This is a genomic window from Kordiimonas sp. (assembly GCF_048264555.1).
GTDB lineage: Bacteria > Pseudomonadota > Alphaproteobacteria > Sphingomonadales > Kordiimonadaceae > Kordiimonas.
Genome location: NZ_JBLXCX010000002.1, coordinates 162,386 through 188,549 on the forward strand (window position 1 = coordinate 162,386; position 26,164 = coordinate 188,549).

At 54.1% G+C, this 26,164-nt stretch carries 23 protein-coding genes; 18 read left to right on the top strand and 5 right to left on the bottom strand.

Annotated elements, in window-relative coordinates:
- Positions 1–5 precede the first annotated feature (5 nt).
- Entirely contained in the window at positions 6–917 is a 912-nt protein-coding gene (locus tag ACN0XZ_RS05880) for a LysR family transcriptional regulator (RefSeq protein ID WP_417456800.1), read from the bottom strand.
- Between the two features lie 155 nt (positions 918–1,072).
- Between ACN0XZ_RS05880 and ACN0XZ_RS05885 the strand changes: the two genes are divergently transcribed.
- Positions 1,073–1,549 carry a hypothetical protein gene (locus tag ACN0XZ_RS05885; RefSeq protein ID WP_417456801.1) on the top strand — a complete coding sequence of 159 codons (477 nt, stop codon included), beginning with the start codon at positions 1,073–1,075 and terminating at the stop codon, positions 1,547–1,549.
- Positions 1,550–1,611: 62 nt separating this feature from the next.
- On the opposite strand, the gene ACN0XZ_RS05890 is transcribed toward ACN0XZ_RS05885, so the two are convergent.
- On the bottom strand, positions 1,612–2,547 hold the full coding sequence (locus ACN0XZ_RS05890) for a hydroxymethylglutaryl-CoA lyase (protein ID WP_417456802.1): 936 nt from the start codon (positions 2,545–2,547) through the stop codon (positions 1,612–1,614).
- Positions 2,548–2,864: 317 nt separating this feature from the next.
- Between ACN0XZ_RS05890 and ACN0XZ_RS05895 the strand changes: the two genes are divergently transcribed.
- From ACN0XZ_RS05895 to ACN0XZ_RS05920, 6 genes are all read left to right on the top strand, one after another.
- Complete coding sequence (locus tag ACN0XZ_RS05895; protein WP_417456803.1) at positions 2,865–4,877, top strand: elongation factor G; 2,013 nt, start codon at positions 2,865–2,867, stop codon at positions 4,875–4,877.
- A gap of 110 nt (positions 4,878–4,987) precedes the next feature.
- Positions 4,988–6,439, top strand: a complete 1,452-nt coding sequence (locus tag ACN0XZ_RS05900; RefSeq protein WP_417456804.1) for an alpha/beta fold hydrolase — start codon at positions 4,988–4,990, stop codon at positions 6,437–6,439.
- Between the two features lie 9 nt (positions 6,440–6,448).
- Positions 6,449–7,204 (top strand): ATP-binding cassette domain-containing protein, encoded by a 756-nt coding sequence (locus tag ACN0XZ_RS05905; protein ID WP_417456805.1) that lies wholly within the window; start codon positions 6,449–6,451, stop codon positions 7,202–7,204.
- A complete protein-coding gene (locus tag ACN0XZ_RS05910) occupies positions 7,201–8,376 on the top strand; it encodes an ABC transporter permease (protein WP_417456806.1) in 1,176 nt (391 codons plus the stop codon). Before ACN0XZ_RS05905 ends, ACN0XZ_RS05910 begins: the two co-directional genes overlap by 4 nt.
- Before the next feature lie 25 nt (positions 8,377–8,401).
- Positions 8,402–8,938, top strand: a complete 537-nt coding sequence (locus ACN0XZ_RS05915; protein WP_417456807.1) for an RNA polymerase sigma factor — start codon at positions 8,402–8,404, stop codon at positions 8,936–8,938.
- A complete protein-coding gene (locus tag ACN0XZ_RS05920; protein WP_417456808.1) occupies positions 8,931–9,545 on the top strand; it encodes a hypothetical protein in 615 nt (204 codons plus the stop codon). Before ACN0XZ_RS05915 ends, ACN0XZ_RS05920 begins: the two co-directional genes overlap by 8 nt.
- On the opposite strand, the gene mnmD is transcribed toward ACN0XZ_RS05920, so the two are convergent.
- On the bottom strand, positions 9,542–11,443 hold the full coding sequence (gene mnmD, locus ACN0XZ_RS05925; RefSeq protein WP_417456809.1) for a tRNA (5-methylaminomethyl-2-thiouridine)(34)-methyltransferase MnmD: 1,902 nt from the start codon (positions 11,441–11,443) through the stop codon (positions 9,542–9,544). The genes ACN0XZ_RS05920 and mnmD overlap by 4 nt on opposite strands.
- Before the next feature lie 131 nt (positions 11,444–11,574).
- Here mnmD and ACN0XZ_RS05930 point away from each other — a divergent pair, with 131 nt between their 5' ends.
- From ACN0XZ_RS05930 to ACN0XZ_RS05945, 4 genes are all read left to right on the top strand, one after another.
- Complete coding sequence (locus tag ACN0XZ_RS05930; protein WP_417456810.1) at positions 11,575–12,105, top strand: gamma carbonic anhydrase family protein; 531 nt, start codon at positions 11,575–11,577, stop codon at positions 12,103–12,105.
- A 79-nt stretch (positions 12,106–12,184) separates the two neighbouring features.
- Entirely contained in the window at positions 12,185–13,144 is a 960-nt protein-coding gene (locus ACN0XZ_RS05935) for a DUF2336 domain-containing protein (protein ID WP_417456811.1), read from the top strand.
- A 32-nt stretch (positions 13,145–13,176) separates the two neighbouring features.
- Complete coding sequence (locus tag ACN0XZ_RS05940; RefSeq protein WP_417456812.1) at positions 13,177–14,313, top strand: aminotransferase class V-fold PLP-dependent enzyme; 1,137 nt, start codon at positions 13,177–13,179, stop codon at positions 14,311–14,313.
- 378 nt (positions 14,314–14,691) lie between these two features.
- Positions 14,692–15,213, top strand: a complete 522-nt coding sequence (locus ACN0XZ_RS05945; RefSeq protein WP_417456813.1) for a lysophospholipid acyltransferase family protein — start codon at positions 14,692–14,694, stop codon at positions 15,211–15,213.
- A 3-nt stretch (positions 15,214–15,216) separates the two neighbouring features.
- Here ACN0XZ_RS05945 and ACN0XZ_RS05950 read toward each other — a convergent pair whose 3' ends face one another.
- Together ACN0XZ_RS05950 and ACN0XZ_RS05955 are read right to left on the bottom strand one after the other, a co-directional pair.
- Positions 15,217–16,635, bottom strand: a complete 1,419-nt coding sequence (locus ACN0XZ_RS05950) for an FAD-binding oxidoreductase (protein WP_417456814.1) — start codon at positions 16,633–16,635, stop codon at positions 15,217–15,219.
- On the bottom strand, positions 16,635–17,591 hold the full coding sequence (locus tag ACN0XZ_RS05955; protein WP_417456815.1) for an L-threonylcarbamoyladenylate synthase: 957 nt from the start codon (positions 17,589–17,591) through the stop codon (positions 16,635–16,637). The genes ACN0XZ_RS05950 and ACN0XZ_RS05955 overlap by 1 nt, the downstream gene beginning before the upstream one ends.
- A 147-nt stretch (positions 17,592–17,738) precedes the next feature.
- Here ACN0XZ_RS05955 and ACN0XZ_RS05960 point away from each other — a divergent pair, with 147 nt between their 5' ends.
- The 7 genes from ACN0XZ_RS05960 to rlmD all read left to right on the top strand — a co-directional run bounded on the left by ACN0XZ_RS05960 (position 17,739) and on the right by rlmD (position 26,139).
- Positions 17,739–19,532, top strand: a complete 1,794-nt coding sequence (locus tag ACN0XZ_RS05960; RefSeq protein WP_417456816.1) for an acyl-CoA dehydrogenase — start codon at positions 17,739–17,741, stop codon at positions 19,530–19,532.
- A gap of 68 nt (positions 19,533–19,600) precedes the next feature.
- On the top strand, positions 19,601–20,830 hold the full coding sequence (locus tag ACN0XZ_RS05965; protein ID WP_417456817.1) for an MBL fold metallo-hydrolase: 1,230 nt from the start codon (positions 19,601–19,603) through the stop codon (positions 20,828–20,830).
- 116 nt (positions 20,831–20,946) lie between these two features.
- A complete protein-coding gene (locus tag ACN0XZ_RS05970) occupies positions 20,947–21,204 on the top strand; it encodes an exodeoxyribonuclease VII small subunit (protein WP_417456818.1) in 258 nt (85 codons plus the stop codon).
- An 11-nt stretch (positions 21,205–21,215) separates the two neighbouring features.
- Positions 21,216–22,112, top strand: a complete 897-nt coding sequence (locus ACN0XZ_RS05975; RefSeq protein WP_417456819.1) for a polyprenyl synthetase family protein — start codon at positions 21,216–21,218, stop codon at positions 22,110–22,112.
- A gap of 62 nt (positions 22,113–22,174) precedes the next feature.
- Entirely contained in the window at positions 22,175–24,115 is a 1,941-nt protein-coding gene (gene dxs, locus ACN0XZ_RS05980) for a 1-deoxy-D-xylulose-5-phosphate synthase (protein ID WP_417456820.1), read from the top strand.
- A gap of 19 nt (positions 24,116–24,134) precedes the next feature.
- Complete coding sequence (locus tag ACN0XZ_RS05985) at positions 24,135–24,881, top strand: TlyA family RNA methyltransferase (protein ID WP_417456821.1); 747 nt, start codon at positions 24,135–24,137, stop codon at positions 24,879–24,881.
- A complete protein-coding gene (rlmD, locus tag ACN0XZ_RS05990) occupies positions 24,874–26,139 on the top strand; it encodes a 23S rRNA (uracil(1939)-C(5))-methyltransferase RlmD (protein WP_417456822.1) in 1,266 nt (421 codons plus the stop codon). Before ACN0XZ_RS05985 ends, rlmD begins: the two co-directional genes overlap by 8 nt.
- The last annotated feature ends 25 nt before the right edge of the window (positions 26,140–26,164 follow it).

The window sequence follows — 26,164 nt, forward strand, 5'->3', positions numbered from 1 at the left end:
GCCAACTAGGCGGCGGATGCGGTGATACGCCCGCTGAATGTGTCAGCGTTGGCCACAAGCATATCGCCCAGAAAGTCAAACATTGCCCTGATGCGTGCACTGCGGCGGAGTTCAGCGTGGCTTACAAGCCAGATGTCTGTACTGAAGACCACGAGATCATCAAAAAGCCTAATAAGATCAGGCTCCTCAGCGGCCATTACACAGCTATAAGCACCAATGCCAAAGCCTTCCTTCACGGCCGTCGCAAGCGCCATCATGCTGTTTGAGCGGAACGCGGCAGAGCGGGACAGCGCATATATTTTGCGCGGATCCGTTTTTGTGTGAGTGAGGATTTCATCATGCGGCAGGATGAAATTATGATCCTTAAGTTCAGAGAGACTTTGGGGAACACCACGTGCTGCGAGATATTTTTTGCTCGCGTAATAGCCGTAATTCATCGTTACCGTGCGTTTGGCAACGAGGTCATTTTGCACGGGGCGGAACATCCTAAGCGCAATATCTGCTTCGCGCCGCAACAGGTCTGATACGGCGTTATCCACTTTTACGTCGACGGTAATGCCCGGGTACTGTTCGCTGAAAGGCTTAAGGTTCTTTATAAGCCAAACTGCACCCACAGCTTCAATGCAGGAGATCATCACACTACCAGAAAGGCTGCTGTCGTGGCCGGTTACCAGCCGCTCGATCGCATGAACATCATCCTGCATATGCCGGGCATGATGGCGCATTTGTTCGCCAAGCAGGGTCATTTCTAGTCCGGTTCTTGTTCGCGCGAACAGCTCGGCACCGATGTTTTCTTCAAGCGCGGTCAGGCGCCGAGACAAAGTGGGTTGGCTTACGTTCAGCTTGCGGGCGGCCGCCGATAGGCTGCCGTGCTCAGCCATTGCTAAGAAATATTTGAGGTCTTCCCAGTCCAACATCGCAGGTCCTTCCATCAGCAATTCAATTATGAATACCTAAGCTGCATATTTTGTCAATTACTATCCAGATACGTATTCCAATATAGGCTCTATCCCCAACACGAATGAAGCGGGATCACAACCGATAGAGGCGTGAAGAACGCGAGGAGACAAAAATGTTCAAGATTTCAAAAGCAGTAGCGGTAGCGGGCCTTCTGGTGGCTATTTCAGGTGTTGCAGAAGCACAAGCAACCAAAACACTATATTTAAGTGAAAACGGTAACCTCGAGCGTGGCATGGAGTCGCTGCGTCAAGGCAATCTGGAGGTGGCGGCAAAACACCTTCGTCGTGCCGTGAGGGCAGACCTTGGCACAGAGCGCCTTGTGCCCGCCTTGTCCAACCTCTGTGCTGTTGAGTATGCGCTAGGCGAGCTTGCTGAGGCGGAGAAACACTGCAGTAAAGCCATCGGTGAAGACCGCCATTTTTGGCGCGCCTACGTAAACCGCGGAAATGTGTATAAAGCGCAGGGAAGCTATGACGCAGCCTACGCTGACTACAGCCGTGCGGCCGATATCAGCTCAAACGACCTGACGGTGAATGCTCTCGCATCACTGGAAGCAGATCAAGATCGGCTCGTCGCGCAAGCGAAGTAAGGCGGATGACATTAAAGATTGCGGAAGATCGCGCCCCAGTACGGTCTTCCGCATCTTTATGTTTAGCTGGCGTTGTTGGGCTGCGGAAACCCGCCAGCATGGGTGACCATAGCGGGGACGGAACGACCAAGCACAGTCCCCACCCATTCGCCCAGTTCAATAGCTTTATCAAGATCCACGCCCGTCTCGACGCCTGAACGATCAAGCAAGTAGAGAAGGTCTTCTGTCCCAATGTTGCCCGTTGCTCTGGGCGCGAAGGGGCAACCGCCGAGCCCAGCGATAGAGCTATCAAGAATGTGTACACCAGCTTCATATGCCGCCCAGGCATTAGCGATGCCTGTATTTCGGGTGTTGTGGAAATGGGCCCGGAGAGTGATACCCGGCACAGCAGCCCTGATCAGGCCTACGAGTTCTGTCACGTCTCTTGGGGTGGCGACGCCGATCGTGTCCGCAATGGCAATTTCCCGTGGTTCGGCATCAGCGAGTGCTTTCACTATATCAACCACGGTCTGTTTGGAAACCTCACCTTCAAACGGGCAGCCAAATGCAGTTGAAACGGTGACTTGGGCCTGAAGCCCGTCACGTTTTGCAAGTTTGATGATCTCTTTAGCAACCAAGATGGATTCTTCGCGGGTTTGACCCTGGTTTTTTTCACCAAAAGTGTTTGAGGCCGTCACCACACAACCCACTTCATCCACGCCCCGCTTGTTGCCCTCTCGCGTTGCCAACGCGCGCAGGTACCCACGTTTGTTCAGAACTAACCCAACATACTCCACACCCTTGATGTCCGGCAGGCTCTCGACGACCGCTTCGGCGTCCGCCATCTGCGGAACGAGCTTGGGGTGGACGAAACTGGCTACCTCCAGCCGCTTCAACCCTGCATCCATCGCACGCGTAATCAGTTTGTGCTTTTGCTCTGTCGTGAAGAGGACCTTCTCGTTTTGCAGGCCGTCACGAGCACCAACTTCAACAATTTCAACAGGGGGGAGCTTAAGCATTATTGTCTACCAATCAGTTCAGCGAAGTTGCCTCTTAGATAATGTTGCACTGCAAAAATAGCAATGCTGGTGATATGGCCTATCGCGACTCACATAAGCGCATTTGACTTCCTGGCGATAGAAAGGGCGGATTCTGCCCAATAAAAACATGAAGGAAAACAACGACGTTTAGGCTGTGTATTAGACGTGCCTGACGAATTTTGGCAAATGGCGGGTGCTCTGGTACCATCTTCGTCCGCTCATTCTACATGCCTGTGTCCTGAACCGACGGAGCATTGCTTCGCCATAGACGGTTGAATCCTGGGACGGAGGACATAATGACCAATGGCACTCAGAAAAGCCCGCGGGTGGTTGCGCTCGTGGGCCCTTATTCAAGTGGTAAAACCACACTTCTTGAAAATATTCTTTATATGACAAATACAACCCGCCGCCGTGCAAATGGTGAGCGGGTTTTTGGTGATGATAGCATTGAGGCGAAAGCACTATCTATGGGCGTGGACGTGAATGTAGCGAGTGCGGAATATTTGGGTGACCGCTATATTTTTCTCGACTGCCCAGGCTCTATCGAGTTGTTGCAGGAAACGAGGTTCGCAGTCCATGCGGCGGATGTGGCTGTTGTCATAGCCGATCCGGAGCCAGATAAAATCCAGTCTCTGACCCCGCTTCTGCATGAGCTTGAAGCAGAAGGCATCCCGCATCTCCTTTTCATCAACAAAATTGATCATAGCAACGTGCACATAAGGGATATTGCAAAGGCGCTAGATGAGGTGAGTGCACTTCCGTCCATTCTCCGCCACGTACCGATCAGGGAGAAGGGGGAGATCAGTGGGTTTGTCGACCTTGCTTCCCGCCGGGCCTACTCTTATGGCGCAGATGGCAGCCGTGAGATTACGGAAACTGCAGCCACATATGTTGAGCAGGTAAAAGATGAGCGTTTTGAGATGATGGAGCGCCTCGCTGACTTTCATGATGACCTTATGGAAGAGCTTCTGGAAGACATTGATCCACAGGCTGAGGAGATATTCACCGACCTGGCCAAAGACCTGAAAGAGGGCCGCATCATGCCAGTGCTTATGGGGAGCGCTAGCAACTCATTTGGGCTCAGGCGTTTGATGAAGGCACTACGTCATGAGATGCCTGGGTTTGAACTGGCCGCAAGCCGTATGTTGCCAAAAAAAGTCTCAGGAGCCGCAGCCTATGTTCTTAAAACCAAATACCTTCCTCACATGGGCAAGCTTTCTTTCGCGCGTGTGTTGAGCGAGGGTTTATCAGACGGCATGACCATTGACGGCACCAAGGTGAGTGGCCTGTTTGGTGTTGATGGAACGGATATAAAGAAAGCGTCGAAAGCAGAGGTGGGGGACGTCATTGCCATTCCGCGTCTGGACGGCATCGTTACAGGTGACACGCTTGGAGCGCCGACTGCCCCGCATCCGCAGAAACTCCATCCTGTCTATGCGCAAGCGATAACGGTGCATGACCGCAAAGACGAAGCTAAACTATCGGATGCGCTCAGCCGTTTGGTGGAAGAGGACCCATCTCTTGAGGTTGAACACCGGGAAGATACTGGCCAGCTACTGTTGTGGGGGCAGGGCGAAATTCATATGAGAGCCGCCAAGGCCCGTCTGAGCGACAAATACGGTGTTGGTGTCACTTTCAAGTTCCCGCAAGTACCCTACAAGGAAACGATCAGGCGGTCGAAGGTTCAGCATACACGATACAAAAAACAAAGTGGCGGCCATGGCCAGTTTGGTGATGTGGTAATCGAGGTCCGGCCAAAAGGGTTGGGGCAGGGCTTTGAGTTTTCTGAGAAAATTCACGGTGGGTCTATCCCCAAACAATATATCCCTAGCGTTGAGGCCGGCGTTAAGGAGTATCTGAAACAAGGGCCGCTCGGGTTTCCTGTCGTTGATGTGTCCGTCACCTTGCAGGACGGCCAATATCATAACGTGGACAGCTCCGACATGGCTTTCAAAACCGCAGGGCGTATGGCGATGGCGGATGCGCTTCCGGGCTGTGAGCCGATCCTTCTTGAACCAATCGAGCATGTGCGCGTGATGGCACCCAGCAGTTATATGGCTAAAATCAATGGCATGATCACAAGCCGCCGAGGGCAGATCATGGGCTTTGACGCCCGTGATGGCTGGCCTGGTTGGGACCAAATTGAAGCGCAGATGCCAGCCTCTGAGATGCAGGACCTGATTATCGAACTACGGTCAGTTACGCAGGGAATAGGTACATTTGAGCACGAATTTGATCACCTGAACGAATTGGGTGGGCGCCTCAAAGATCAGGTGCTGGAGGGCATGGAAGAAAAGCGGCGGATGTAAACGGGTCGTAGGTTTATGCCAGTTTTCACCTGGCCCTAAAATAAATCTGTAAGGTTTTTCTCCTCAATGTGACTGAAGGTTTATGAGCTTCGGTTCTTAAGGAGATGACTGTGAAAAAAATAATCCGAGTTGCGACAATAGTAGCTTGCACGCTGTGTGCGCCGATTGCGGTGCAAGAGGGTTGCGTGCAAGCGGAGGAAACGCCTGAATTCAAACCATGTTACGTGCGGGGGCTGAAGGAAAGACTGGCTTGCACCGACATCAGCCTGCCAGAAAACTACGCCATCCCAGACGGGCCTCGGGTGAACATTCATGTTACACGCCTGCCCGCAAAGGCCGGTTCGCCAGAAAAAGACCCGTTTGTGGTGTTTGCAGGTGGCCCGGGGCAGGCGGCCGGTGATTATGGGCCGTTGGTTCGTTTGGCTTTTCAGCATATCAGGGCAAAGCGGGATATCTTGTTGATTGATCAACGAGGTACAGGACAGTCATACGGCATTCGCTGTGAGAGCGACGAGATGCCATATCCGCTTGAGCGTTTTACGGCGCTTGCACGCAACTGCATGGATGAGACACCAGCGAACGTGGCCGCGATAACGATGGAAAACGTGGTCAGGGATACAGATGAAATACGCCAACGTCTTGGCTATGAGCAGCTTAACCTTTGGGGTGGGTCATATGGCACCAGAACGGTCGCCTTGTATCTGAAAAGATACCCAGAGCATGTGCGCAGCATCATAGTGGACGGTGTGCTTCCGCCCGACGTTTCCTTATTTGAAACGGCAGCGGCGAGTGCGGAACGCGCGGTGCAGAAGATAATCGAAGACTGTGGGCAGAACTCATCCTGTGCGGCTGCATACCCTGAGCTTGAGGCGCAACTCGATGACCTTATTACACAGGCAAAGGGTGGAGAACTGCGTTATACAGGCCCAGATCCGGTTAGTGGTGAAGATATGGATTTCATCCTTGGCTACGGCATTGTGGTTGAAGCGCTCAGGTCATCCTTCTACACGGCAGATCAAACCACCTATATCCCCTTCACGATCAATGCTGCCGCGGACGGAAACCTGAAGCCGTTGATCTCGGCGCTTCTCGGGGGGACCGCAGTGTCCGACAGCATGTTCTTGGGCGCGACGTTCTCGATCCTCTGTGGGGATGAGATTGACCGCGCCAATGTCGAAGAAATTGAAACCCAAAGCGGGCGAAGTTTTGCTGGCGATACCTACTATCAGTTCTGGAAGGCTGGATGCCAGGGCTGGAACAGCGGTGCTCCTGCAGATGATGCGTTTGAACCGATTGGCGGAGATGTGCCAGCGCTTGTGCTCTCTGGCGACCTTGACCCGATAACACCGCCAAGCATGGGTGAGCATTTTGTCAAAGGCTTTCCGAACGGCAGGCATATCGTGGTGCCGGGCACTGGTCACAACACAAGCTATGTCGCCTGCATGCCAAAGGTGATGGCTGATTTTATGGACCATACGGATGTATCCGCCTTGGACACTTCATGTTTTGACCATTTGAAACGGTTGCCGTTCGCAACCGGCCTCAATGGCGCAGTGAACTAGGGGGCTGAGATGATTAAAGTAGAGAATATTGCAAAAAACTTTGGTGATGTTGTCGCCGTACGAGACCTAAGCTTTGAGGCGGGTGACGGCGTGATTACCACCCTGTTGGGCGCCAATGGTTCGGGAAAATCCACAACGTTGCGCGCTGTTTCAGGATTGATGAAGCCCGCAACGGGCAGCATTCATGTGGACGGTATAGATGTGGCACAAGAACCACTGAAAGCACAGTGCAGGCTGGGCATTTTCCCTGATCAGTTCGGTCTATATACCCGGCTGACGACACGCGAGCATATTGGATATTTTGCGGAGTTGCATGGCTTGTACGGCAAAGCGCGTGATGAGGCCGTGGAGCGGGTGGCCGAACAGCTTCATATGGCAGACATTCTGGACAGACGCACCCTTGGTTTCAGTCAAGGTCAGCGGATGAAGGTTGCTCTCGCGGGCGCTATCGTTCATCAGCCACAGAACGTTGTCCTCGATGAACCAACCCGTGGTCTCGATGTCATGGCAATACGTCTGCTTCGGGAGACACTGCTGCAGCTCAAGGCGCAAGGACACTGTGTTTTACTATCATCCCATGTGATGGCGGAGGTTGAAATACTATCTGACCAAGTGGTGATGATAGCGGCCGGTGAGCTTTGTGCGGTCGGTACACCGAAGGAGCTTATCACTGAGAGTGGACAGCCAAACCTCGAAGAAGCGTTTGTGCACCTTACCGAGGCACATACCAGCACCAATCAAACTCAAGGGAGGGCAATCGCATGACCGCTCAGATCCTAACAGTATACCGCAAGGAGATGCGGGATATGACCCGCGACAAACGCGCGTTGGTTGCCATCTTGTCCTATGTGCTTGGTGTTCCTCTCATGTTTGCGTTTCTCTTCTTCCTGATGTCAGACGAGCGGGGCGATGACGTTAAATCAACCGTCGCTATTCATGGCATGGCGCAAGCTCCGGGCCTTGTCGCTTACCTTGAACGCGAAGGATATTCGATCGTCGATGCATCGGATGAAGAGACAGCTGTGCCAGAGCAGATTCCGGGTAACGCGGATGCCTTCCTGATTCTGGGCGCAGACTATAATGCCTCGATAAAGCAAGGCAGGCAGGCTGAGGCTGTGCTCTATGTGGATGAGACTTCGAGGGTATCCACAGATAGGGGGAGAGATATCCGCAGCGCCATATTGTCATACGGCAATCATATTGCAGGCATGCGTGTGGTCAGCAGGGGCGTGCCGGTTGGGTTGTTGTCCCCGATCTCGCTTTCGCTGGCAGACATCTCAAAAACCAGCTTTATCAATAAAGTAATGGGCAACATGTTGATGCTGATCTTTGCCCTTGCTCCTTTTGTTGTTGGCCTAAGCGTGGCACTTGATGCGCTTGCGGGCGAGCGTGAAAAACAAAGCCTGGCGACGCTGATGGCGCAGCCGATCAGCGGCATGTCCCTAACCGTTGGGAAATGGGCAATGGTTGCTACCTTTGGTCTCGTTGGGACGGTTGCAACCGCAACTCTCAACCTCGTGACCATTACGTTGCTACCGCCCGACTTGTTACCGTTTGCGCTCAAGGTGTCAGCCACAGGCATTATTGTTGCCGGCCTTCAGGTGCTTACGCTCTGTATGTTCGTCGCGTCCCTGCAAATGGCCGTTAGTATCCACGCCAAAAGCTTCAAGGAAGGGCAGACCTATATGTCCATGATGATGATCGTGCCTGTTTTTGTGGGTTACTCAAAAATATACGGGGAGAGCAAGCTGCCGGAGTTTGTGAACTATCTGCCAATCTTCTCAGATATGGAAAGTTTAAGCAGCATATTCTTTGATGGTGTGGTGAATGTGCAGGTGACCATCTCCGCGATGCTCGCCGGGCTTGCGGGAACGTTGCTTTGCCTTATGCTGACATCGAAACGGCTCTCCAGCGAACATATGATTGCGGATAGCTAAGGGTATAACGAAGGCGAAACCGGGCGTGGACTTTCAAGCCACTTTGCAATCACACGGGGCTATGCTGGGCCGGATTGTTGCTTCTTATGAGGCTGATCCGGCCCAGCAGCAAGAGCTGCTGCAGGAGGTCTCGCTCGCACTCTGGCAGGCGCTGCCTAAATACCGTGGGGAAGGTAGTTTGAAGGGCTATATCGCCCGAGTTGCGCAGAATAAATGCATCACACATGTTTCCCGTGCCGCCAAAGCGCCCCGCCGCACTGTTCTGGATGAGCGGCTGGAAAGTAACGCGCCACCCCTTGATGAACAGGTGGCAAAAGAGCAGATGCGCCAGAAGTTGCTGGCGTCCGTGCGCGAGTTACCGCTGAACTTAAGGCAGGTGACCACACTGGCGCTTGAAGGGTTTTCACATAAAGAGATCGCGGATGCTTTGGACATATCTGAGAACAACGCCATGGTCAGGTTCAGCAGAGCGAAGGAAATGCTGAAAGTGGCGATGCGAAAACTTGATCACCCGAAGCACACTGTGGCGGCACAACACAGGACAGGAACTGGCCATGGATAATAATCAGGACCTGATGGACACGCCTGAGTGGGATAACCTGCAAGAGCTATGGCAGGATAGCCCTTCCGTTGATATGGAAAAAATGGCCAGGAAGGCTCGGTTCGTTTGGTGGCGAATGCGGGTGAACTTTGTCATTGAGCTTTTGATGTGCGGCGCAGGGCTTATCGTGACGCTTTATCTTATGTACCGCGCGACCACGATAGCGACCTATGTTTTTGCGGGTGCGGCTGGCCTATTGAGTGTAGGGGGCATTTATGCAGCGTTTCGTATCAGGCGTGGTGCCTGGGGCGAGCCGGGTGATACGGCACTGTCTTTGATCGAGTTGCAGATACGCCGGGCGAAATCGGCCATTCTTTATGTGAAGGCGAATTACTGGTTGGGAATTGTCTCGTTTGCCATGTTGCCGCTGGCGTGGTGGACAATCACGGATGAGGACCCAGGCATCGCAGCAGATGAGTTGCAACGGGTGAGATATATCATCGTTGCTGCTCTGGCTGCACTGATCATGGTTATGGTGGTGTTGTGGCCTTATATGAAAAAGAAGCAGCGCGAGCTTATTGAACTGGAGAAAATCGCTAAACAGCTTAAGGAGGACGACCTTACCTAAGTACCTCTGATAATCGCCCTGATCTTCTGCCTAAGCGGGTGAAGCGACGGGATTTGATCTGCGGGTAGGGGAAGGGGGTCGTCACAAAGGCTCGCCGCCAGAAATTCACCGAGCAGGGGACCATACTGGAACCCTTTTGACCCAAGTCCGGTGAGAATAGAGATGCCATCCAGAGGCTCTGCCGGCCTTAAGCCCGTCGTCTTTGCATCTTTTGCCAGTGGGGCATACTGAGCAGATATTTGTTTCGAACAGTAAAGCGCCCCAACAAAAGGCAGATGGTCTGCCGTTGTGGCACGAACGCCGGCCCAACTCTCAACATAAGCGTTATTTGGCAACTTAAGGCCTGTCGCGTTGGAGAATTGTGTTTCGATGGTTGCGCGGCTTTTCGCGCTCACCTGATAATCCTGCGCGCCTATTTCAGCGAGTTTATCGAATGTCGATCCCAAGGTGCGCAAACCATCAATCTCAGCGGTTAGATAACCACCAAAACTGATGGAGGTTGAGGGTAAGTCTGCTGCGTCTTTTGCATCAAGGATTTCGACCTGACCACGGTTTGGACGAATTTCCGACCAAATAAGACTGTCAGGCAGAATTGAAGCCTCAACACCTGTTGCGATCACTACATGGGCCGCATCTATATGCTCGCCAGAACTAAAGTTATTCAGGCGCCAGCCGTCATCTGTTTGTTCCAACTCATCTACATGAAAGGTGCGAACCTCAATGTTGCCTGCGAGAGCTTTCAGCACACCAGAGGTCTTCACTGTACCGCCTCGTGGCAGGTTTAGCGTTTCACCGTCCCAAGTTAACCAGTCGGCAGACCAACCCAATTGGGCAGCCAGCTTTGCATGGCGTTCTCTATCTGCTTTGTTTTTGCCTAATAGGTTTACACCTTTGATTGTCGCCCAGTGGGGAGCGAACGCGGAATGAGCAATCGCAAATGCGTAGGCGCTTGTGAAAAAGTCAGCGTGGGACTGTGTATCCAGAATGAACCTTGGTGCGATGATTGCTGAAGGGACTGCGCTTGCGCATGGTGATACAGGGCTCTGGATCAGGGTAACTTTTTTGCCGCGCCGGGCTAACGCATAGGCTACCGACCGTCCCGCGATACCTGCGCCGACAACGACAAAGGGCCCTTCTGCTTGTTTTGGTAAGGTTGCCCATTCAGGAAGCTGGGTTCGGCCCGTGTTGGAAAGGGGGGCAGGTAATTTTGCCTCGCCAATCAGGCGTTCACGTTTGCGGCCATATCCGGGTGCTTTGATGATATCGAAACCTCGTTCCTGCAACCCGCGTCTCACGAAACCAGCGGCTGTGAAGGTCGCGAGCCTAGTGCCAGGTCTGGATAGCCGCGCGACTTGATCCAGAATTTCGTCGGACCACATGGCTGGGTTTTTGGCCGGGGCAAATCCATCGAGAAACCAGGCATCGACCTGTGCGTTTAGCCGGGGCAGGGTTTTTGCGGCATCCCCAAAAAGTAGGATAAGCGTAACGCGGCCATCCTCAAATATGCGTGGGTGAAACCCGTCCGCCGCAGGAGGCCAAGCGTCGCATAATTGCCCAGAGTAGATGCTAACTTCCGGAAAGGTTTCGTGCGCGCTTCGCAGTGCACCTTCAGTGAGAGGAAAGCCTTCAACTGAGATGAAGGTCAACCTGCCTGTTGCGCCGCTCGCTTTGAAAGCCCGCCATGTCGCGAGAAAATTGAGCCCGGTACCAAAACCGGTTTCGGCGATAACATAATGATCCTGCCCCATCCACACATCGGGCGCACCTATGCCGTGCAGGAAAACGTGATCTGTTTCCTCGAGCCCATTGTCTGCCGAATAATAGACATCGTCGAACACAGTCGATACGGGGGAGTTCCCACGCCATGCTAGTTCGTTCTGTTCGATCTTTTGTGCCATTGGGTACCAGTTTTCATGCTACTTTTGGGCTTAGTAAACGATTGTTTTGCATTTGTCCGCATTGATTTAATGTCAAGAAAACGCCATCCTAGTGAACAAGCGCCTATGTGGCGAACCAATCTGGGGGATTTATGCTTTTTGAACTTAATGGAGTGAAGCCGCAGTTTGAGGATGACAGCGTGTGGGTGGCCCACAACGCGAGCGTTATCGGCAATGTGAAATTGGCTTCAGAGTCCAGCATCTGGTTCGGCGTTACCATCAGGGGAGACAATGACCCGATCTCAATCGGGAAAGGCTCCAACATTCAGGATCATTCCGTCCTGCACACAGATATCGGTGCTCCCATTGTAATCGGGGAAGATGTTACCATAGGGCATAAGGTTATGCTGCATGGGTGCACAATCGCCGATAAAACGCTTATTGGCATGGGAAGCACGATCCTGAATGGCGCAAAAATAGGAACCGGTTCAATCGTTGGCGCGAACAGCTTGATCACAGAAGGAAAAGAGTTTCCGGACGGTGTACTCATTGTTGGCTCGCCAGCACGTGTGATGCGGGAGCTGACAGAGCAAGAACGCCAAATGATAGATATGTCGGCTAAGATATATCAGGATAACGCAAAACGTTTTGCAAAAGGCTTAAAAGAGATCACTTTTTCCTAGGAATTTTCGTGCAAAACACGTATTCGCACCGCGACAGTATTGAAAAGGCAAAAAGCCTGAGTGGATTAGGTGATCCTGAATGAGTATCGATATTTCGCAGATGGAAGAACTCAGAAACATCGACCAGAAAGCGCGCGAAGAAATTGCGCGGAAAGTCGGCAGGATTTTAGCCCGGCAGGAGAATGGTAACGGCAACGAGGATGCGCTGCAGCTTGCGCAGCTTCTTGTTGAAGATGTTGCTGTGTCTGTGCGTGAGGCGTTAGCGAAAGAACTGCGGGCATGCAGTTTTCTGCCGCTTGACCTTGTCTCTAAGCTCTCGAAGGACATTGATCAGGTTTCCATGCCCTTCCTTGTTGCGTCGCAAGCGATTGACGATGCTTTTCTGGAAGAGATTGTGAGAAGCTGTGGAGCGAGCGCCCAACAGGCGATTGCCCAACGCTCAAGCCTCTCCGAAGCTGTCAGCTTTGCCATCAGCGATGTGGGGTCGCTGGGCGCGGTCACTACGCTGATCGCAAATGGTGGCGCGGAAGTTTCAGAACGCAGTTGCAATCGCGTGGTTGAACGCTTCCCTGAAGAACGTAGCCTGATGGAAAAGCTGGCGGAGCGGGCGGATTTGCCCCCAGCAGTTGTTGAGCAAATCATCTTCAAGGTATCCAAACGGTACGGCGAATATCTCTCCGAGAAATTCGGGCTGGCGACGGATTATGCGTCCTATCTCGTTTCAATGGCGAACCGGCAGGTTTTCTCTCGCACGCTTGAGATGGCGCCGCTCTCAGAAATTGATAACTATCTCAAGCAGTTGATGGCGATTGACGGTCTGACCTCAGATGTGTTGCTCAACTATCTGCAAAATGGCAATGTGCGCCTGTTCACCATGGCTGTGGCTGTGCGGCTGGATCGCCCCTATGAGGCTGTTGAGGGCAAGCTGGCTCAAGGCGACAAGAAGATTGTGGCGCGTTTGCTTGAAGCTGCAGGATTTTCAAAGTCGGTCATTGGTGTTTTGTTGATTGCATACGAACGATTGATCCGGGGCCACTAGAATAATATCGGCCCTTTAAGCGAGGGCCTATTATGATACTTCCGTCTCAACGTCATCTGTTTGATATCCCCAGAGATGTTTGCTACCTGAATGCGGCCTACATGACGCCGCTCACCCAAAAACAACACAGGGTAGGGCAGGAAGCCCTCTCGCTTTCCATGCACCCGTGGGAGGTTTCCGCGGAAGACTTTTTTCCGGTAGTGGAAGAAATCCGGGTTTTGGCTGGCCAGATACTGAACGCAGATGCTGATAGCATGGCCATCATCCCGGCCGTTAGCTACGGTATGGCAACGGCGGCGAAAAACCTGCCGCTTAAGCCTCGAGAGGCTGTCCTCGTGCTCGAAGAGCAGTTTCCGTCCAACGTTTATGAGTGGCGGGCTCTAGCGGACCGGGTTGGTGGTGAGATCATGACCGTTGCCACACCAGATGATGATGACTGGTCCACGGCTGTTTTGGATACGCTTGAACAATTTGGTGGCAGGATATCCATTGTCGCACTGCCGCACGTGCATTGGTCGTCAGGTGCTGCGCTGGATCTGGTTTCTATCTCCGCAGCGTGCAAGCGCATCGGTGCCGCGCTGGTGCTGGATTTAACTCAGTCCATAGGTGCGATGCCGATTGATATGCAGAAGGTAGACCCGGACTTTGCCATTGCGGGCGGCTACAAATGGATGATGGGCCCCTATAGCCTGGGGGTGATGTATGTGGCGCCGCGTTGGCAAGACGGAAAGCCGCTCGAACAGAACTGGATTGCCCGTAAAGGCAGCGAAGATTTCCGGGGTCTCGTGAATTACCAGTCAGATTATCAGCCGGGGGCACGGCGCTTTGACATGGGGGAGCGCTCGAATTTTATTCTTGCCCCAATCTATAAAGAGGGGCTGAGGCAGCTTCTTGAGTGGGGTATTGAAAATATCGCTGAGACGTTAGAGGCATTAAACAAAAGGCTCGCGGCACTAGCCAGCGAGGCGGGTTTTTTGCCAGTGAATGAAGCCTTCAGGGGCCCACATTTGCTTGGCGTTCATATCGGTGCGGCAGGTGAAGAGCTGCTCGCGCGCCTCAAGGCAGCGAACGTATCAGCGAGTGTGCGGGGAAATACGCTTCGCGTCGCCCCTCATTTATGGATTGATGAGCAGGATGAAGCCGTGTTTGCGCGTGCACTAATCGCATAATCTCGGTGTTTCATTCTGGTGCGGCGTTTCAAAATGAGACATTTGGAACAGGATTGAGACGTATCAAATTGGGACCACGTCCCATAATGCTTTGATTCTTCAACAGAAAAAAACTGGCATATGGCTTGCGATGATAGAAGCACCTAAAAGATTTTGCCTGAGATCTGATAGGGACTCAAAAGAGTATAGCACGGCCCCATTTTGCCTGAGTGGGGTCGTGCTCTAACTTTAGGGCGGATAGCAACTGCTTGTCCGCCTTTATTTTATGGACTACAGCATCACACGCCCAGTTTCCCCATATGGATATAATACCCGATGGCCAGCAGGCTTATTTATCAAAATCGTTTCTTTACTGGCCTTTTGTATCAAATAGGCCGAGTGGTTTTACGCCTCGGTGGCTGGAAGGTCGTTGGGGAGGTGCCCAACATTCCCAAATTTGTCGCAATAGCTGCGCCTCATACCAGCAACTGGGATTTCCCGATATTCATGTCGGTCGTTGGTGTGCTCAGGCTGCGGGTTCGTTTTCTTGGCAAACATACTCTCTTTAAAGGACCAATTGGCTGGCTTTTCTATTGGCTCGGCGGCATTCCGGTAGAGCGTGAGGGCAATGATGTGGCGGATGTTGTAAAACGTGCGGCCGAAGCCTTTGCATCGCGGGACGAGTTGATCCTCGGTCTAGCGCCTGAAGGGACACGTTCAAAAGTCAGCAAATGGAAAAGCGGTTTCTACCGAATTGCCGTGGCTGCGGATGTGCCGATCGTACTCGCGTTTGTTGACAGCAAGAAACGTGAGGTTGGCATAGGCCCGGTATTTATGCCGACGGGTGATATGGTCGCAGATATGGCGAAAATACAGGCTTTTTATGCGGAAAAGGCAGGCCTGAAACCACGCAATCAGTAGAGGTTAGGTGAACAGGCAGCCGGGGTTCATGATGTTATGAGGATCAAGGGCTGCCTTGATAGCCTTCATAGCATCCAGTTCTGCTGCGGGTTTAAGCCGCGATAGTTCTTCTTTTTTCAATGTACCAATGCCGTGCTCTGCTGATATGGAGCCGCCAAACTCCATAACAACATCATGAACAAGCGCATTCATCTCTTCCCAGGTAGAAAGGAAGGCGTTCTTGTCGCCGTCTGCAGGCTGCATGACATTGAAATGAATGTTGCCGTCGCCTAGATGGCCGAAGGCAACCAATCTGGCTTCAGGGCTGAAGTTTTGCACCGCACGCGTCGCTTTCTCTAGAAACACCGGTACCCGAGAAACCGGTACTGCGATATCGTGTTTGATGCTGCCGCCTTCAATCTTCTGGGCTTCAGACATGCTCTCCCTTAGTTTCCAGAAATTATCAGCTTGCTTGAGCGAAGTCGCGACCGCGCCGTCAAGAATGTTGCCGCTTTCCAGTTCCGTCTCCAGCCACGACGAGATGTCAGCCTTAAGGGCAGGGTCCGGCTTGCTGGTTGCAATCTCGGTTAACACATACCACGGATAGGGCACGCCTAAAGGGTCTGACGTGCCGGGAATATGACGCAGGACAAAGTCGAGCCCTATACGAGGCATCAGTTCAAATGCTGAAACACGGTCTCCGCTAGCACGTCTGGCTGATGTCAGAAGTTTAAGGGCCTGTTCAGGGCTGCCGACCGCCAAGAGACAGGTATGTTTCTGTGCTTCCTTTGGGAATAGCTTGAAGGTGGCTTTGGTAATGATCCCTAGCGTCCCTTCGGCGCCGATAAGCAACTGGCTAAGGTTATAGCCTGTGTTGTTTTTCCTGAGGGCTGTTAATTCGTTGATCACTGCACCCGTTGGCAACACGGCTTCAACACCAAGGGTGAGGGCTCTGGTGGTGCCGTAGCGCAGGACGTGAATGCCGCCAGCATTGGTGGATACCACACCGCCCAAGGTGCAACTGCCTTCGGAAGCAAGCGAGAGGGGAAACAACAGCTCGTGTTCTGCGGCTGCCGCCTGAAGGATGGCAACATTGCAGCCAGCAGATGCGGTGATCGAGAAATCGTCAGCGTCAACAAGGCAGGTGTCAGTCATTCTGCGCGTGCTGAACAGCACCTCATTGCGCCCCTTCAGGCCTGGAATGCCCCCACCCACAAGGCCCGTGTTGCCTCCCTGAGGAACCACAGCAATATGATGTGCGTGGCAATAAGCAATCAGCTTGGCCGCTGTTTTTGTGTTCTGCGGCATGAGCATCAAGGGGGTTTGACCATTGAACTTGTCGCGCCACTCCCTCAGGTGCGGTGCGATTAAAGCACCATCTTGTGTCGCGCCCTTTGGGCCCGCGATCGCATGTAGCTGTTCGAGGTGGGCGTTTTCAAGCATTACTGGTTCCTTGGTGCTGCCGCACGGCGCAGCCTGTCGTTTATTGCGATACCAACACCCTGATTGGGGATAGGGGCGATAGCAATACAATTCGGGTTTCTTTTGTCAGCTTTTCTTATAAATTTAAATAAGTTATGCGCCGCTTCTTCTAAGTTAGATGAGGGGCTGAGGTTCAGAACACCCTCAATTTCACCAAAGCCTATCAATACCTCGTCGGCTTCTTGCTCTGTGGCATTCAACCTGACATGTGACGAGGGTGCATAGTGGCTTTCCAACTGGCCGGGTGCGGTAATCTGCTGGCTGTCACGGTCAAAAAACGGGGTGTGCACAGCGGCGGTAATGTCATCAGCCGTAACGCTGCCGGGACGGAGCAACGTGATTTTTTCATCCACGATGCCGATGATGGTAGATTCGATACCCACCGGTGTGTCGCCGCCATCAATGATCAGTGGTATCCTGCCACCAAGCCCTTGCAGCACATCGTCTGCGGACGTTGGGGATAGTTTGCCTGAAGGATTGGCGCTGGGGGCGGCGATGGGCCTCCCAAGCTCACTGATGATTTGCCGTGCTGTTTCGCTTCCTGGGCAGCGTACTGCGAGCGTATCAAGACCGGCCGATACAGGCGCCGCAATCGCGAATCCCGGACGCGTAGGCAACACCAATGTGAGCGGCCCGGGCCAAAAAAACTGCATGACCCGGGTTGCGAGCGGGGAAACAACCACGTATTTTTGAGCCATGTCTATATCAGCAACGTGGCAGATCAGGGGGTTGTTTGAGGGACGGCCTTTGACAGTGTAGATATGCTGCACCGCACAAAGTTCCGTAGCGTCCGCGGCAAGCCCATAGACTGTTTCTGTTGGAATAGCGACGAGATTTCCGCGCGCCAACTCCTCGACAGCGAGCGAAATCGCACCATCTTGTCTGTCAGAAACGACTTGAGTTTTAAATGTTGCCATGCACAACTTCCGCTCAACGGGACAAAGCAAAAAAACTTCCAGCCGCGGGGTTCCTCCGGCTGATAACTCTTATAGCTGATAGGCGACTGCGCCTCGGCTGACAACGCCTTTGTGGAAATGCAGGCACTTTTGACGGGAAGTAGATGAATGAGTGACTATATCGCGCCACTTGAAGAGATTGGCTTTGCCCTTGAGACCGTAGCCGGAATGAAAGAATGGGCCTCTATGCCCGGCTTTGAGGAAGCGAGTGAAGAACTGGCAAGCGCCGTGCTGGAGGAAGCAGGCAAGCTTGCGAGTGGTATCATCGCCCCCACCAACAAGATTGGTGACGAGATTGGCGCGAAGCTTGATGGTGATCGTGTTATTACCCCGGACGCCTTTAAACCCATGCATCAGGCCTATGTAGAGGGCGGGTGGTCAACCCTGTCAGCAGACCCGGAGTTGGGCGGGCAGGGCCTTCCGAATGCCTTGTCTATCGCGGTGACGGAGATGGTCACCTCGGGCAATATGGCCTATAGTCTGCTCTCGCTACTAACTGCGGGCGCGATTGAAGCTATCGCGGCCCACGGCACTGAAGAGCAGCGCCAAACCTACCTGCCAAAGATGATCACCGGCGAATGGTCTGGCGCCATGAACCTGACGGAACCTGGCGCAGGCTCTGACGTTGGTGCTTTGCGCTCTAAGGCTGTGCGGTTGCCTGATGGCAGTTATAAAATCTCCGGCCAGAAGATTTTCATCACCTGGGGTGAGCACGACCTGGCGGAAAACGTTATCCACCTTGTGCTCGCGCGGCTGCCTGATGCCCCGGCTGGTACCAAAGGCATATCCATGTTCGTGGTGCCGAAGTTTCACCTTGATGCGAATGGGAACCCCGGTGAGCGCAACGATGTGCGCTGCGTAAGTCTTGAGCACAAGCTTGGTATCCACGCGAGCCCAACATGCGTGATGTCATTTGGGGATGAGGGCAACTGTATCGGCTACATCGTTGGTGAGGAAAACCAAGGCATGCGCAACATGTTCACGATGATGAACCACGCGCGAATTGGTGTTGGGCTGGAAGGTGTATCGGTCGCGGAGCGGGCATATCAGCAGTCGGTCGCGTTTGCGCGGGAGCGGCTGCAGTCGGCAGAAATAGGCGCAAAAAGCCGCGAAAGCGTGACGATTATCCATCATCCTGACGTTCGGCGTATGCTGATGACAATGCGGGCTACAACAGAGGCGGCGCGTGCCATTGTTTACCGTAATGTGTGGGCGCTTGACCGGGCGCATACGCTTGAAGATCTCACGGAAAAAGCTAAAGCAAAAGGTGAAGCAGATCTGCTAACCCCTATATCTAAAGCATATTCTACCGATATTGGCGTGGAAGCCTCGTCGCTTGCCATCCAGATACATGGCGGTATGGGCTTTGTGGAAGAAACCGGTGTTGCCCAGTTCTACCGCGATAGCCGAATTGCCCCAATTTATGAAGGCACCAACGGTATTCAGGCGCTTGATCTCGCAGGTCGTAAACTGATGATGGATGGTGGCAGCCATTGGCGTAATTTAATTGCGGAGATGCGTAATTTTGTTGCCAAGGGGTGTGGCGGAAGTGAGGCACAAGTGCGGCGGCTCTCTGAGGGGGTGGAAGCCCTGTCGGAAGCCGCGGAATTCCTGCTGTCTAACGGCTTTGAGAGGGTGGTGGACACTGCGGCGGCCGCAACCCCATATCTGCGGCTGTTTGGTACAGTGGTTGGCGGTTACCTTCTCGCTGTGCAGGCGGAGGAGGCCAAACGCCGCCTTGAAAACGGCGAGGGCAATCCAGCGTTCCTTCAAGCCAAGATCACAACAGCGCAATTTTTCATAGAACAGCTTCTGCCCCCGGCGACAGCCCTTCTTGGCCCCATCAAAGAAGGCGCTGGAACATTGATGGCGATGAGCGAAGAAAGTTTTGCCCGCCAATAAGCTGGAAGGCTGCACCGGCCGGTCTATCTCAGGAAGACGCGAAGAAAAAACCGGGAAGCAGGAAGCCCATGACGAGTAAAAAAGGTACGGCTGCCGCAGGCGCCAAAAGTGAAGAACTTGATGGCTCCGACGTTGCGGACCACCGGAACGCAAAGGATGCAGCGGCGGACGAGCGCGAGATGAAGCGCGCCCGCAAAGAAGGGCTTGTTTTTCCGTTTACAGAGAAGCCAGACGGCACCACAACCATTGAGGTGGCTGATGGTGTCTATTGGGCACGCATTCCGCTGCCGTGGTCGCTTGATCATATCAACGTCTATCTGTTTGATGAAGGTGACGGCTGGAGCGTGGTTGACACTGGCTCCAACGGCAATAGGGGGCGTGAGGCTTGGGAGGCGCTTGATAAGGCACTTCTGGGCGGCAAACCCATCCACCGGGTGATAGCCACCCACATGCACCCGGATCATCTCGGCCTCGCAGGCTGGTTGGTTGAACGGTATGGTGCCGAGTTCACCACAACACAAACGGAATATCTGCTGGCATCCAGTCTATGGCTTGGGGGTACAGCCACCATGCCAGAACATGAAGTGGACTTTCTGTTCAAGCACGGTGTTGACCGGTCGTTTGAACCGATGATCCGCGCAGCACGGTTTGATAACTACCGTCGCGGGGTGCATGAACTGCCCCATACCTATACCCGGATAGAGGATGGTTCGCTTATCTCGCTTGGGGGCAGGCGCTGGCGCGTTGTTGTGGGGCGCGGTCACAGCCCAGAGCATGCCTGCCTTTCGTGCCTTGATGAGCCCTTGTTCATCGCGGGAGACCAAATCCTGCCCAGCATTACCTCGAACGTGTCGGTTCACGCGCGGGAGCCTATGGCAAACCCGCTCGCGCATTGGCTCACGAGCCTTTCACGCATGAAAGCGGTGCCGGGCGACCCCATGGTGCTCCCAAGCCATGGTCGCGTGTTCAAGGGCTTTCAGGCACGGCTTGATGCCCTGATCGGTGGTCATATCGAAAAGCTCGCGTCCCTTCATGAATGGTGTGCAGAGATGCGAACGCCAGTGGAGACTTTCCCGGCGCTTTTCCGCCGCAAGGTATCCGGCATGGATTTCTACCTCGCGCTTGGCGAGTCTATCGCTCACCTGCATTTGCTTGAATCCATCGGCTTGATGAACCGGACGATGACAGACGGCGTATACAGCTTTCAGGCTAAAGGCACGTTAATTCAGGAAAAATTGCTCGCTGATGTCTCCGCGTTGCCTGGAGTTGAGATGCGCGCAATCTCGGATGTCTACTGAGGTAGTTATTGAGAAACATTCGCAGCAATAATCTTTGCGTCCTGCGGATAGCGGGCCTATAACAGCGGCATATTTGTGATCAGTATAAGTTTGATGGAACTGGTGGGGTAATACGCATGGGCGATACAGCGGATAACAAGATGGACCTCGAGGCCATGAGCTTCGAGCAAGCCATGGGGGCATTGGAACAGGTGGTAGCCAAGCTCGAGTCCGGTAATGCGTCGCTTGAACAGTCCATCGAGCTTTATACCCGCGGTACAGCCCTGAAGGCGCATTGCGAAGCCAAGCTTAAGGATGCTCAGGCCAAGATTGAGAAGATCACCCTTGATTCCGCTGGCAATGCTGCGGGCACAGCGCCGCTTGACGTCGAATAAGCGGGGTTCTCGTGGAAGATAATGGTCCCCTAAAAGAAGCACTTGCGGCCACCTCTGGCGCGATTGAACGTGTTCTTGACCCTATCATTGCGCTCACCGGTGGCCCGGAAGATCGGGTGGTGGAAGCAATGCGCTATTCGGTTTTCTCCGGCGGCAAGCGTTTGCGGCCTTTCCTTGTGCTGGCGAGTGCCGAGCTATTTGATGTTGACCGGACGCAGGCCCTTCGGGTTGCGGCGGCGGTTGAGTGTGTGCACTGCTATTCCCTGATCCATGATGACTTGCCTGCAATGGACGATGATGACCTGCGCCGGGGGCAGCCAACGGTGCATATGGCGTTTGACGAGGCCACAGCCATTTTGGCGGGGGATGCCTTGATGAGCGTTGCTTTCGAGATTCTCGCCAAAGAAGAAACTCACCCAGACCCCAACGTCCGGCTGGAGCTTATTCGGGAGCTCGCTCGGGCATCCGGTCATCACGGTATGGTGGGTGGACAGATGATCGACCTTACGGCCAATGAGCATGATATGGACGAGATGTTTGTCCACCGGCTGCAGCAGATGAAAACCGGCGCACTTATCAGTTTTTCTGCCGAGGCAGGTGCTGTAATGGGGCACGCGGGCAAACAGGCCCGGTCGTCGCTGCATGGTTATGCCCGTGATCTGGGCCTTGCGTTCCAGATCGCCGATGATCTTCTTGATGTTGAAGGCTGCGAGAATGAGCTTGGTAAAGCGGTCGGCAAAGATGCCGATGCGGGCAAGGCAACGCTCGTGAGCCTGATGGGCGTTGATCGCGCGCGTCAACAAGCGCAAATTCTCTCTGATCAAGCTATTGAACATTTGGCGGGCTTCGACGATAAAGCATCGCTTTTGCGCGCCGTCGCGCATTTTGCTATAAATCGACGCACCTAGGGCGCTATCGGCTAAAGAATACTATAAAAGCATCATGGCCGATGCCGAAGAAGGATAAGAAGTTGAGCGTACGACCTGAAACGCCTTTGCTGGATACGATCCATACGCCAGAGGAGCTGCGCAAGCTGCCCGCGAACAAGTTGCGTCAACTTGCTGACGAACTGCGTGAAGAGATGATCAGCGCAGTTTCTGTTACTGGTGGTCATTTTGGTGCAGGGCTTGGCGTGGTCGAGCTTACCGTTGCGCTGCATTATGTTTTCAACACGCCTGAAGACCGGCTGATTTGGGACGTTGGGCATCAGGCCTATCCCCACAAGATTCTGACCGGGCGGCGTGACCGTATCCGCACAATTCGCCAGCCTGAGGGGCTATCCCCCTTCACCAAACGGGGGGAAAGCGATTTTGACCCCTTTGGCGCGGGTCATTCATCAACATCGATCAGCGCGGCGCTTGGTATGGCGGTTGCGAACAAGATGTCTGGCAAAAAAGGCAAGGCCATTGCTGTTATTGGCGACGGGGCCATGAGCGCGGGCATGGCGTATGAAGCCATGAACAACGCCGAGCAGGCGGGAAACCAGCTTATCGTGATCCTGAACGACAATGATATGTCGATCGCACCCGCTGTTGGGGCGCTGAGCGCATATCTCGCTAAAATTATCAGCTCACGACCGTTTCTGAGCCTTCGGGACTTCGGCAAGAAAATGATTGCCATGTTGCCGAGGCCATTGGCTGATCGCGCCCGGCAGGCGGAAGAGTATGCCCGCGGTATGGCGGCAGGCGGCGGTACGCTTTTTGATGAGCTTGGTTTTTATTATGTTGGCCCCATTGATGGCCACAATATGGAACACTTGTTGCCGGTCCTGGAGAACGTGCGGGACGCCATTGATGGCCCGATCCTCGTGCATGTTGTGACTGAGAAGGGCCGTGGCCATCCGTTTGAAGAGCCAAACCAGGAAAAATATCACGCGGTGCCGCAGTTTAATGTGGTGACCGGTGAGAAGAAAAAAACGACCCCAAGTGCGCCAACCTTCACCAATATCTTCGCCAAAGCGCTCACGCAGGCGGCTGAGAAGGACGAGAAGGTTGTGGCCATTACCGCCGCAATGCCGTCAGGCACGGGCCTTGATAAATTTGGGAAAACCTTCCCAGACCGTACCTTTGATGTGGGTATTGCGGAACAGCACGCGGTAACATTCGCTGCCGGTATGGCGACAGAAGGCTTTAAGCCCTTCGTTGCTATATATTCAACCTTCCTTCAGCGTGCCTATGACCAGATCGTGCATGACGTGGCGGTGCAGAAGCTGCCGGTACGTTTTGCGATTGACCGTGCAGGCCTTGTAGGGGCGGACGGCCCAACCCACGCGGGCAGCTTTGACGTTACCTATCTCGCAAGCCTGCCCAATATGGTTGTGATGGCAGCGGCTGACGAAGCTGAGCTGATGCATATGGTGGCAACGGCACACGCGATTGATGACCGGCCATCGGCTGTGCGTTATCCGCGCGGTGAGGGCTCAGGCGTTGAGTTGCCTGCGGAAGGCAAGGTGCTTGAAATCGGCAAAGGCCGTATTGTCAAAAAAGGTAGCAAGGTTGCGATTATCTCCCTTGGCGCTCGCTTAGGGGAGGCGATGAAGGCTGCTGAGGACCTGGACGCCAGAGGGCTTTCCACAACTGTGGCCGATGCTCGCTTTGCAAAGCCGGTTGATGAACAGCTTATCCGTGATCTGGCGGCAAGCCATGACCTTGTGATCACCCTTGAAGAAGGGTCTATCGGCGGATTTGGTGCGCATGTGATGGATTTTCTCGCGGAAGAGGGCATCCTGGACGGGAACCTCAAGGTGCGGGCCATGAAACTGCCTGACACTTTCCAGGATCACGGCAAGCCGGAGCAGATGTATGAAGACGCGGGGCTTAACGCCTCTGGTATCGTGGCAACGGTGCTGAGAGCGCTTGGTCGCAATGACCTTGGCGACAGCGCCGCAGAAGCCGCCGCAGGCAAAGCCTAGAACTCAGGGATCACTCGATATGGCCGCAAAAATCCGGGCTGACGTAGCGCTGGTGGACCGCGGCCTTGTTGAAAGTCGCGCCAAGGCCCAAGCGCTTATCATGGCGGGTGTGGTCTTCACAGGCGAGATCAAAATCCTCAAAGCTGGTCAGCAGATCAAGGAAGATCAACCCCTTGATGTGCGTGGCAAAGATCACCCGTGGGTGAGCCGGGGCGGTCTGAAGCTTGAGAAAGGTTTGGCAGAGTTCCAAGTCGATGTGTCTGATGTGGTGGTGATTGACGTTGGCTCCTCAACCGGCGGCTTTACTGATGTGGCGCTCACAAATGGTGCAGCGCGAGTTTATGCTGTGGATGTGGGCTCTGGCCAATTGGCGTGGAAACTGAGGAACGACGAGCGGGTTGTTGTGCTTGAAAAAACCAATGCGCGTTACCTGACGGACGCCGAGATCCCCGAGCCAGCCGACATGGTGGTGTGTGACGCGAGCTTTATCTCTCTCAAAACGGTGCTTCCTGCAGCGCTTGGCCTAGTGAAGACGGGTGGTAAGCTGATTGCGCTGATCAAACCCCAATTTGAGGTCGGACGTGAGAATGTGGGCAAGGGTGGTGTGGTCCGTGACCCCGCCTTGCACGAGGCTGTATGCGAAGATATACGCGCGTGGCTCGACGCGCTTGAAGGGTGGCGGGCTGTGGGCATCACCGAAAGCCCCATCAAGGGACCAGAAGGTAATGTTGAGTTTTTGATCTACGGTGAGAAAAACGGTGGCTGAGCTTCTGGATATTGAGATCATGAGCCTCGGCGCGCAAGGGGACGGTGTGGGCACACATAACGACACACCGGTTTTTGTGCCCTTCACCATGCCGGGCGACAAGGTCCGCGCCAAGGTGAATGAAAGCCGCCGTAACGGCCTCTATAGCGAGCTCGTTGAAATACTCTCCCCGAGCGCTGAACGGCAGACACCGGCCTGTGCGCATTTTGGCGCTTGTGGTGGTTGCCAACTCCAGTTTTTTGATGACGGCACCTATAAGGCTTGGGTGCGAGAGCGGGCGCTGATGGCGCTTGGCCAGCATGGGTTTGAGGATGTTACGGTATTGGAACCGGCAATCAGCCCGAAAGCGAGCCGTAGGCGCGTGGCGCTCAAAGCCCTCAGGACTGCCGCAGGTGTGGTGCTTGGTTTTAATGAGCGGCAAAGCCACACGATCATTGATGTGAGCATGTGTCCGGTGACGCGCAGTGAGCTGACCGCGCTTTTTGCACCACTTCGTGCCCTTCTGGTTGCCATTCTGGATCAGCGGATGGCGGCAACCGTCCATATGGCCCTGACGGCCAGCGGTGTTGATATGCTGATTGATGCGCCGAAGGCGCTTGATCTTGCTGCGCGTGAAAGCCTGAGTGAGTTTGCGAATGAGCATGACCTCGCGGCGCTGCACTGGCAAGAGCAGGGGTTCCTCGACCCCGTGGCTATTCGGCGTGAACCCGTGATGGATTTTGCCGGCGCGCGGGTCGTGTTGCCGCCTGCGAGCTTTGTTCAGGCCACCGAAGAGGGTGAGGCTGCGCTCACACGCGCTGTCACCAAAGCCTGCGAAGGTTTTGGGCGTGTGGCGGACCTTTTCTGCGGGTTGGGAACCTTCACTTTTCCACTCGCGCGTAATCATCAGGTGCTGGCTGCCGAAGGGGCTAAATCGTCCCTTGATGCCTTGACTGCTGCAGCGAATATCTCCAGCGGTTTCAAGCAGATTATCCCGCGTCACCGTGACCTGTTCCGCCGGCCTTTGACTGCGGCGGAGCTCAAGATTTTTGACGCCGTGGTGTTTGATCCGCCGCGTGCTGGCGCATCAGCGCAGGTGGCCGAGCTTGCGAAGTCGGAGGTGCCGCGCATCGTTGCGGTATCCTGCAACCCCAATACCTTTAGCCGTGACGCGCGCACTCTTGCGGATGGCGGATACGTGCTTGAGAGCGTACTGCCGGTTGATCAGTTCCTGTGGTCACCGCATCTTGAACTTGTGGGTGTTTTCTCCAAAATCTAGAAGACGATAAAATGGGGAGGTAGGC

What these genes read in the sequence shown, in the direction of transcription:
- ACN0XZ_RS05880 (WP_417456800.1), bottom strand. Translation starts at nt 917, where the DNA reads ATGTTGGACTGGGAAGACCTCAAATATTTCTTAGCAATGGCTGAGCAC.
- ACN0XZ_RS05885 (WP_417456801.1), top strand. Translation starts at nt 1,073, where the DNA reads ATGTTCAAGATTTCAAAAGCAGTAGCGGTAGCGGGCCTTCTGGTGGCT.
- ACN0XZ_RS05890 (WP_417456802.1), bottom strand. Translation starts at nt 2,547, where the DNA reads ATGCTTAAGCTCCCCCCTGTTGAAATTGTTGAAGTTGGTGCTCGTGAC.
- ACN0XZ_RS05895 (WP_417456803.1), top strand. Translation starts at nt 2,865, where the DNA reads ATGACCAATGGCACTCAGAAAAGCCCGCGGGTGGTTGCGCTCGTGGGC.
- ACN0XZ_RS05905 (WP_417456805.1), top strand. Translation starts at nt 6,449, where the DNA reads ATGATTAAAGTAGAGAATATTGCAAAAAACTTTGGTGATGTTGTCGCC.
- ACN0XZ_RS05910 (WP_417456806.1), top strand. Translation starts at nt 7,201, where the DNA reads ATGACCGCTCAGATCCTAACAGTATACCGCAAGGAGATGCGGGATATG.
- ACN0XZ_RS05920 (WP_417456808.1), top strand. Translation starts at nt 8,931, where the DNA reads ATGGATAATAATCAGGACCTGATGGACACGCCTGAGTGGGATAACCTG.
- mnmD (WP_417456809.1), bottom strand. Translation starts at nt 11,443, where the DNA reads ATGGCACAAAAGATCGAACAGAACGAACTAGCATGGCGTGGGAACTCC.
- ACN0XZ_RS05930 (WP_417456810.1), top strand. Translation starts at nt 11,575, where the DNA reads ATGCTTTTTGAACTTAATGGAGTGAAGCCGCAGTTTGAGGATGACAGC.
- ACN0XZ_RS05935 (WP_417456811.1), top strand. Translation starts at nt 12,185, where the DNA reads ATGAGTATCGATATTTCGCAGATGGAAGAACTCAGAAACATCGACCAG.
- ACN0XZ_RS05940 (WP_417456812.1), top strand. Translation starts at nt 13,177, where the DNA reads ATGATACTTCCGTCTCAACGTCATCTGTTTGATATCCCCAGAGATGTT.
- ACN0XZ_RS05950 (WP_417456814.1), bottom strand. Translation starts at nt 16,635, where the DNA reads ATGCTTGAAAACGCCCACCTCGAACAGCTACATGCGATCGCGGGCCCA.
- ACN0XZ_RS05955 (WP_417456815.1), bottom strand. Translation starts at nt 17,591, where the DNA reads ATGGCAACATTTAAAACTCAAGTCGTTTCTGACAGACAAGATGGTGCG.
- ACN0XZ_RS05960 (WP_417456816.1), top strand. Translation starts at nt 17,739, where the DNA reads ATGAGTGACTATATCGCGCCACTTGAAGAGATTGGCTTTGCCCTTGAG.
- ACN0XZ_RS05965 (WP_417456817.1), top strand. Translation starts at nt 19,601, where the DNA reads ATGACGAGTAAAAAAGGTACGGCTGCCGCAGGCGCCAAAAGTGAAGAA.
- ACN0XZ_RS05970 (WP_417456818.1), top strand. Translation starts at nt 20,947, where the DNA reads ATGGGCGATACAGCGGATAACAAGATGGACCTCGAGGCCATGAGCTTC.
- ACN0XZ_RS05985 (WP_417456821.1), top strand. Translation starts at nt 24,135, where the DNA reads ATGGCCGCAAAAATCCGGGCTGACGTAGCGCTGGTGGACCGCGGCCTT.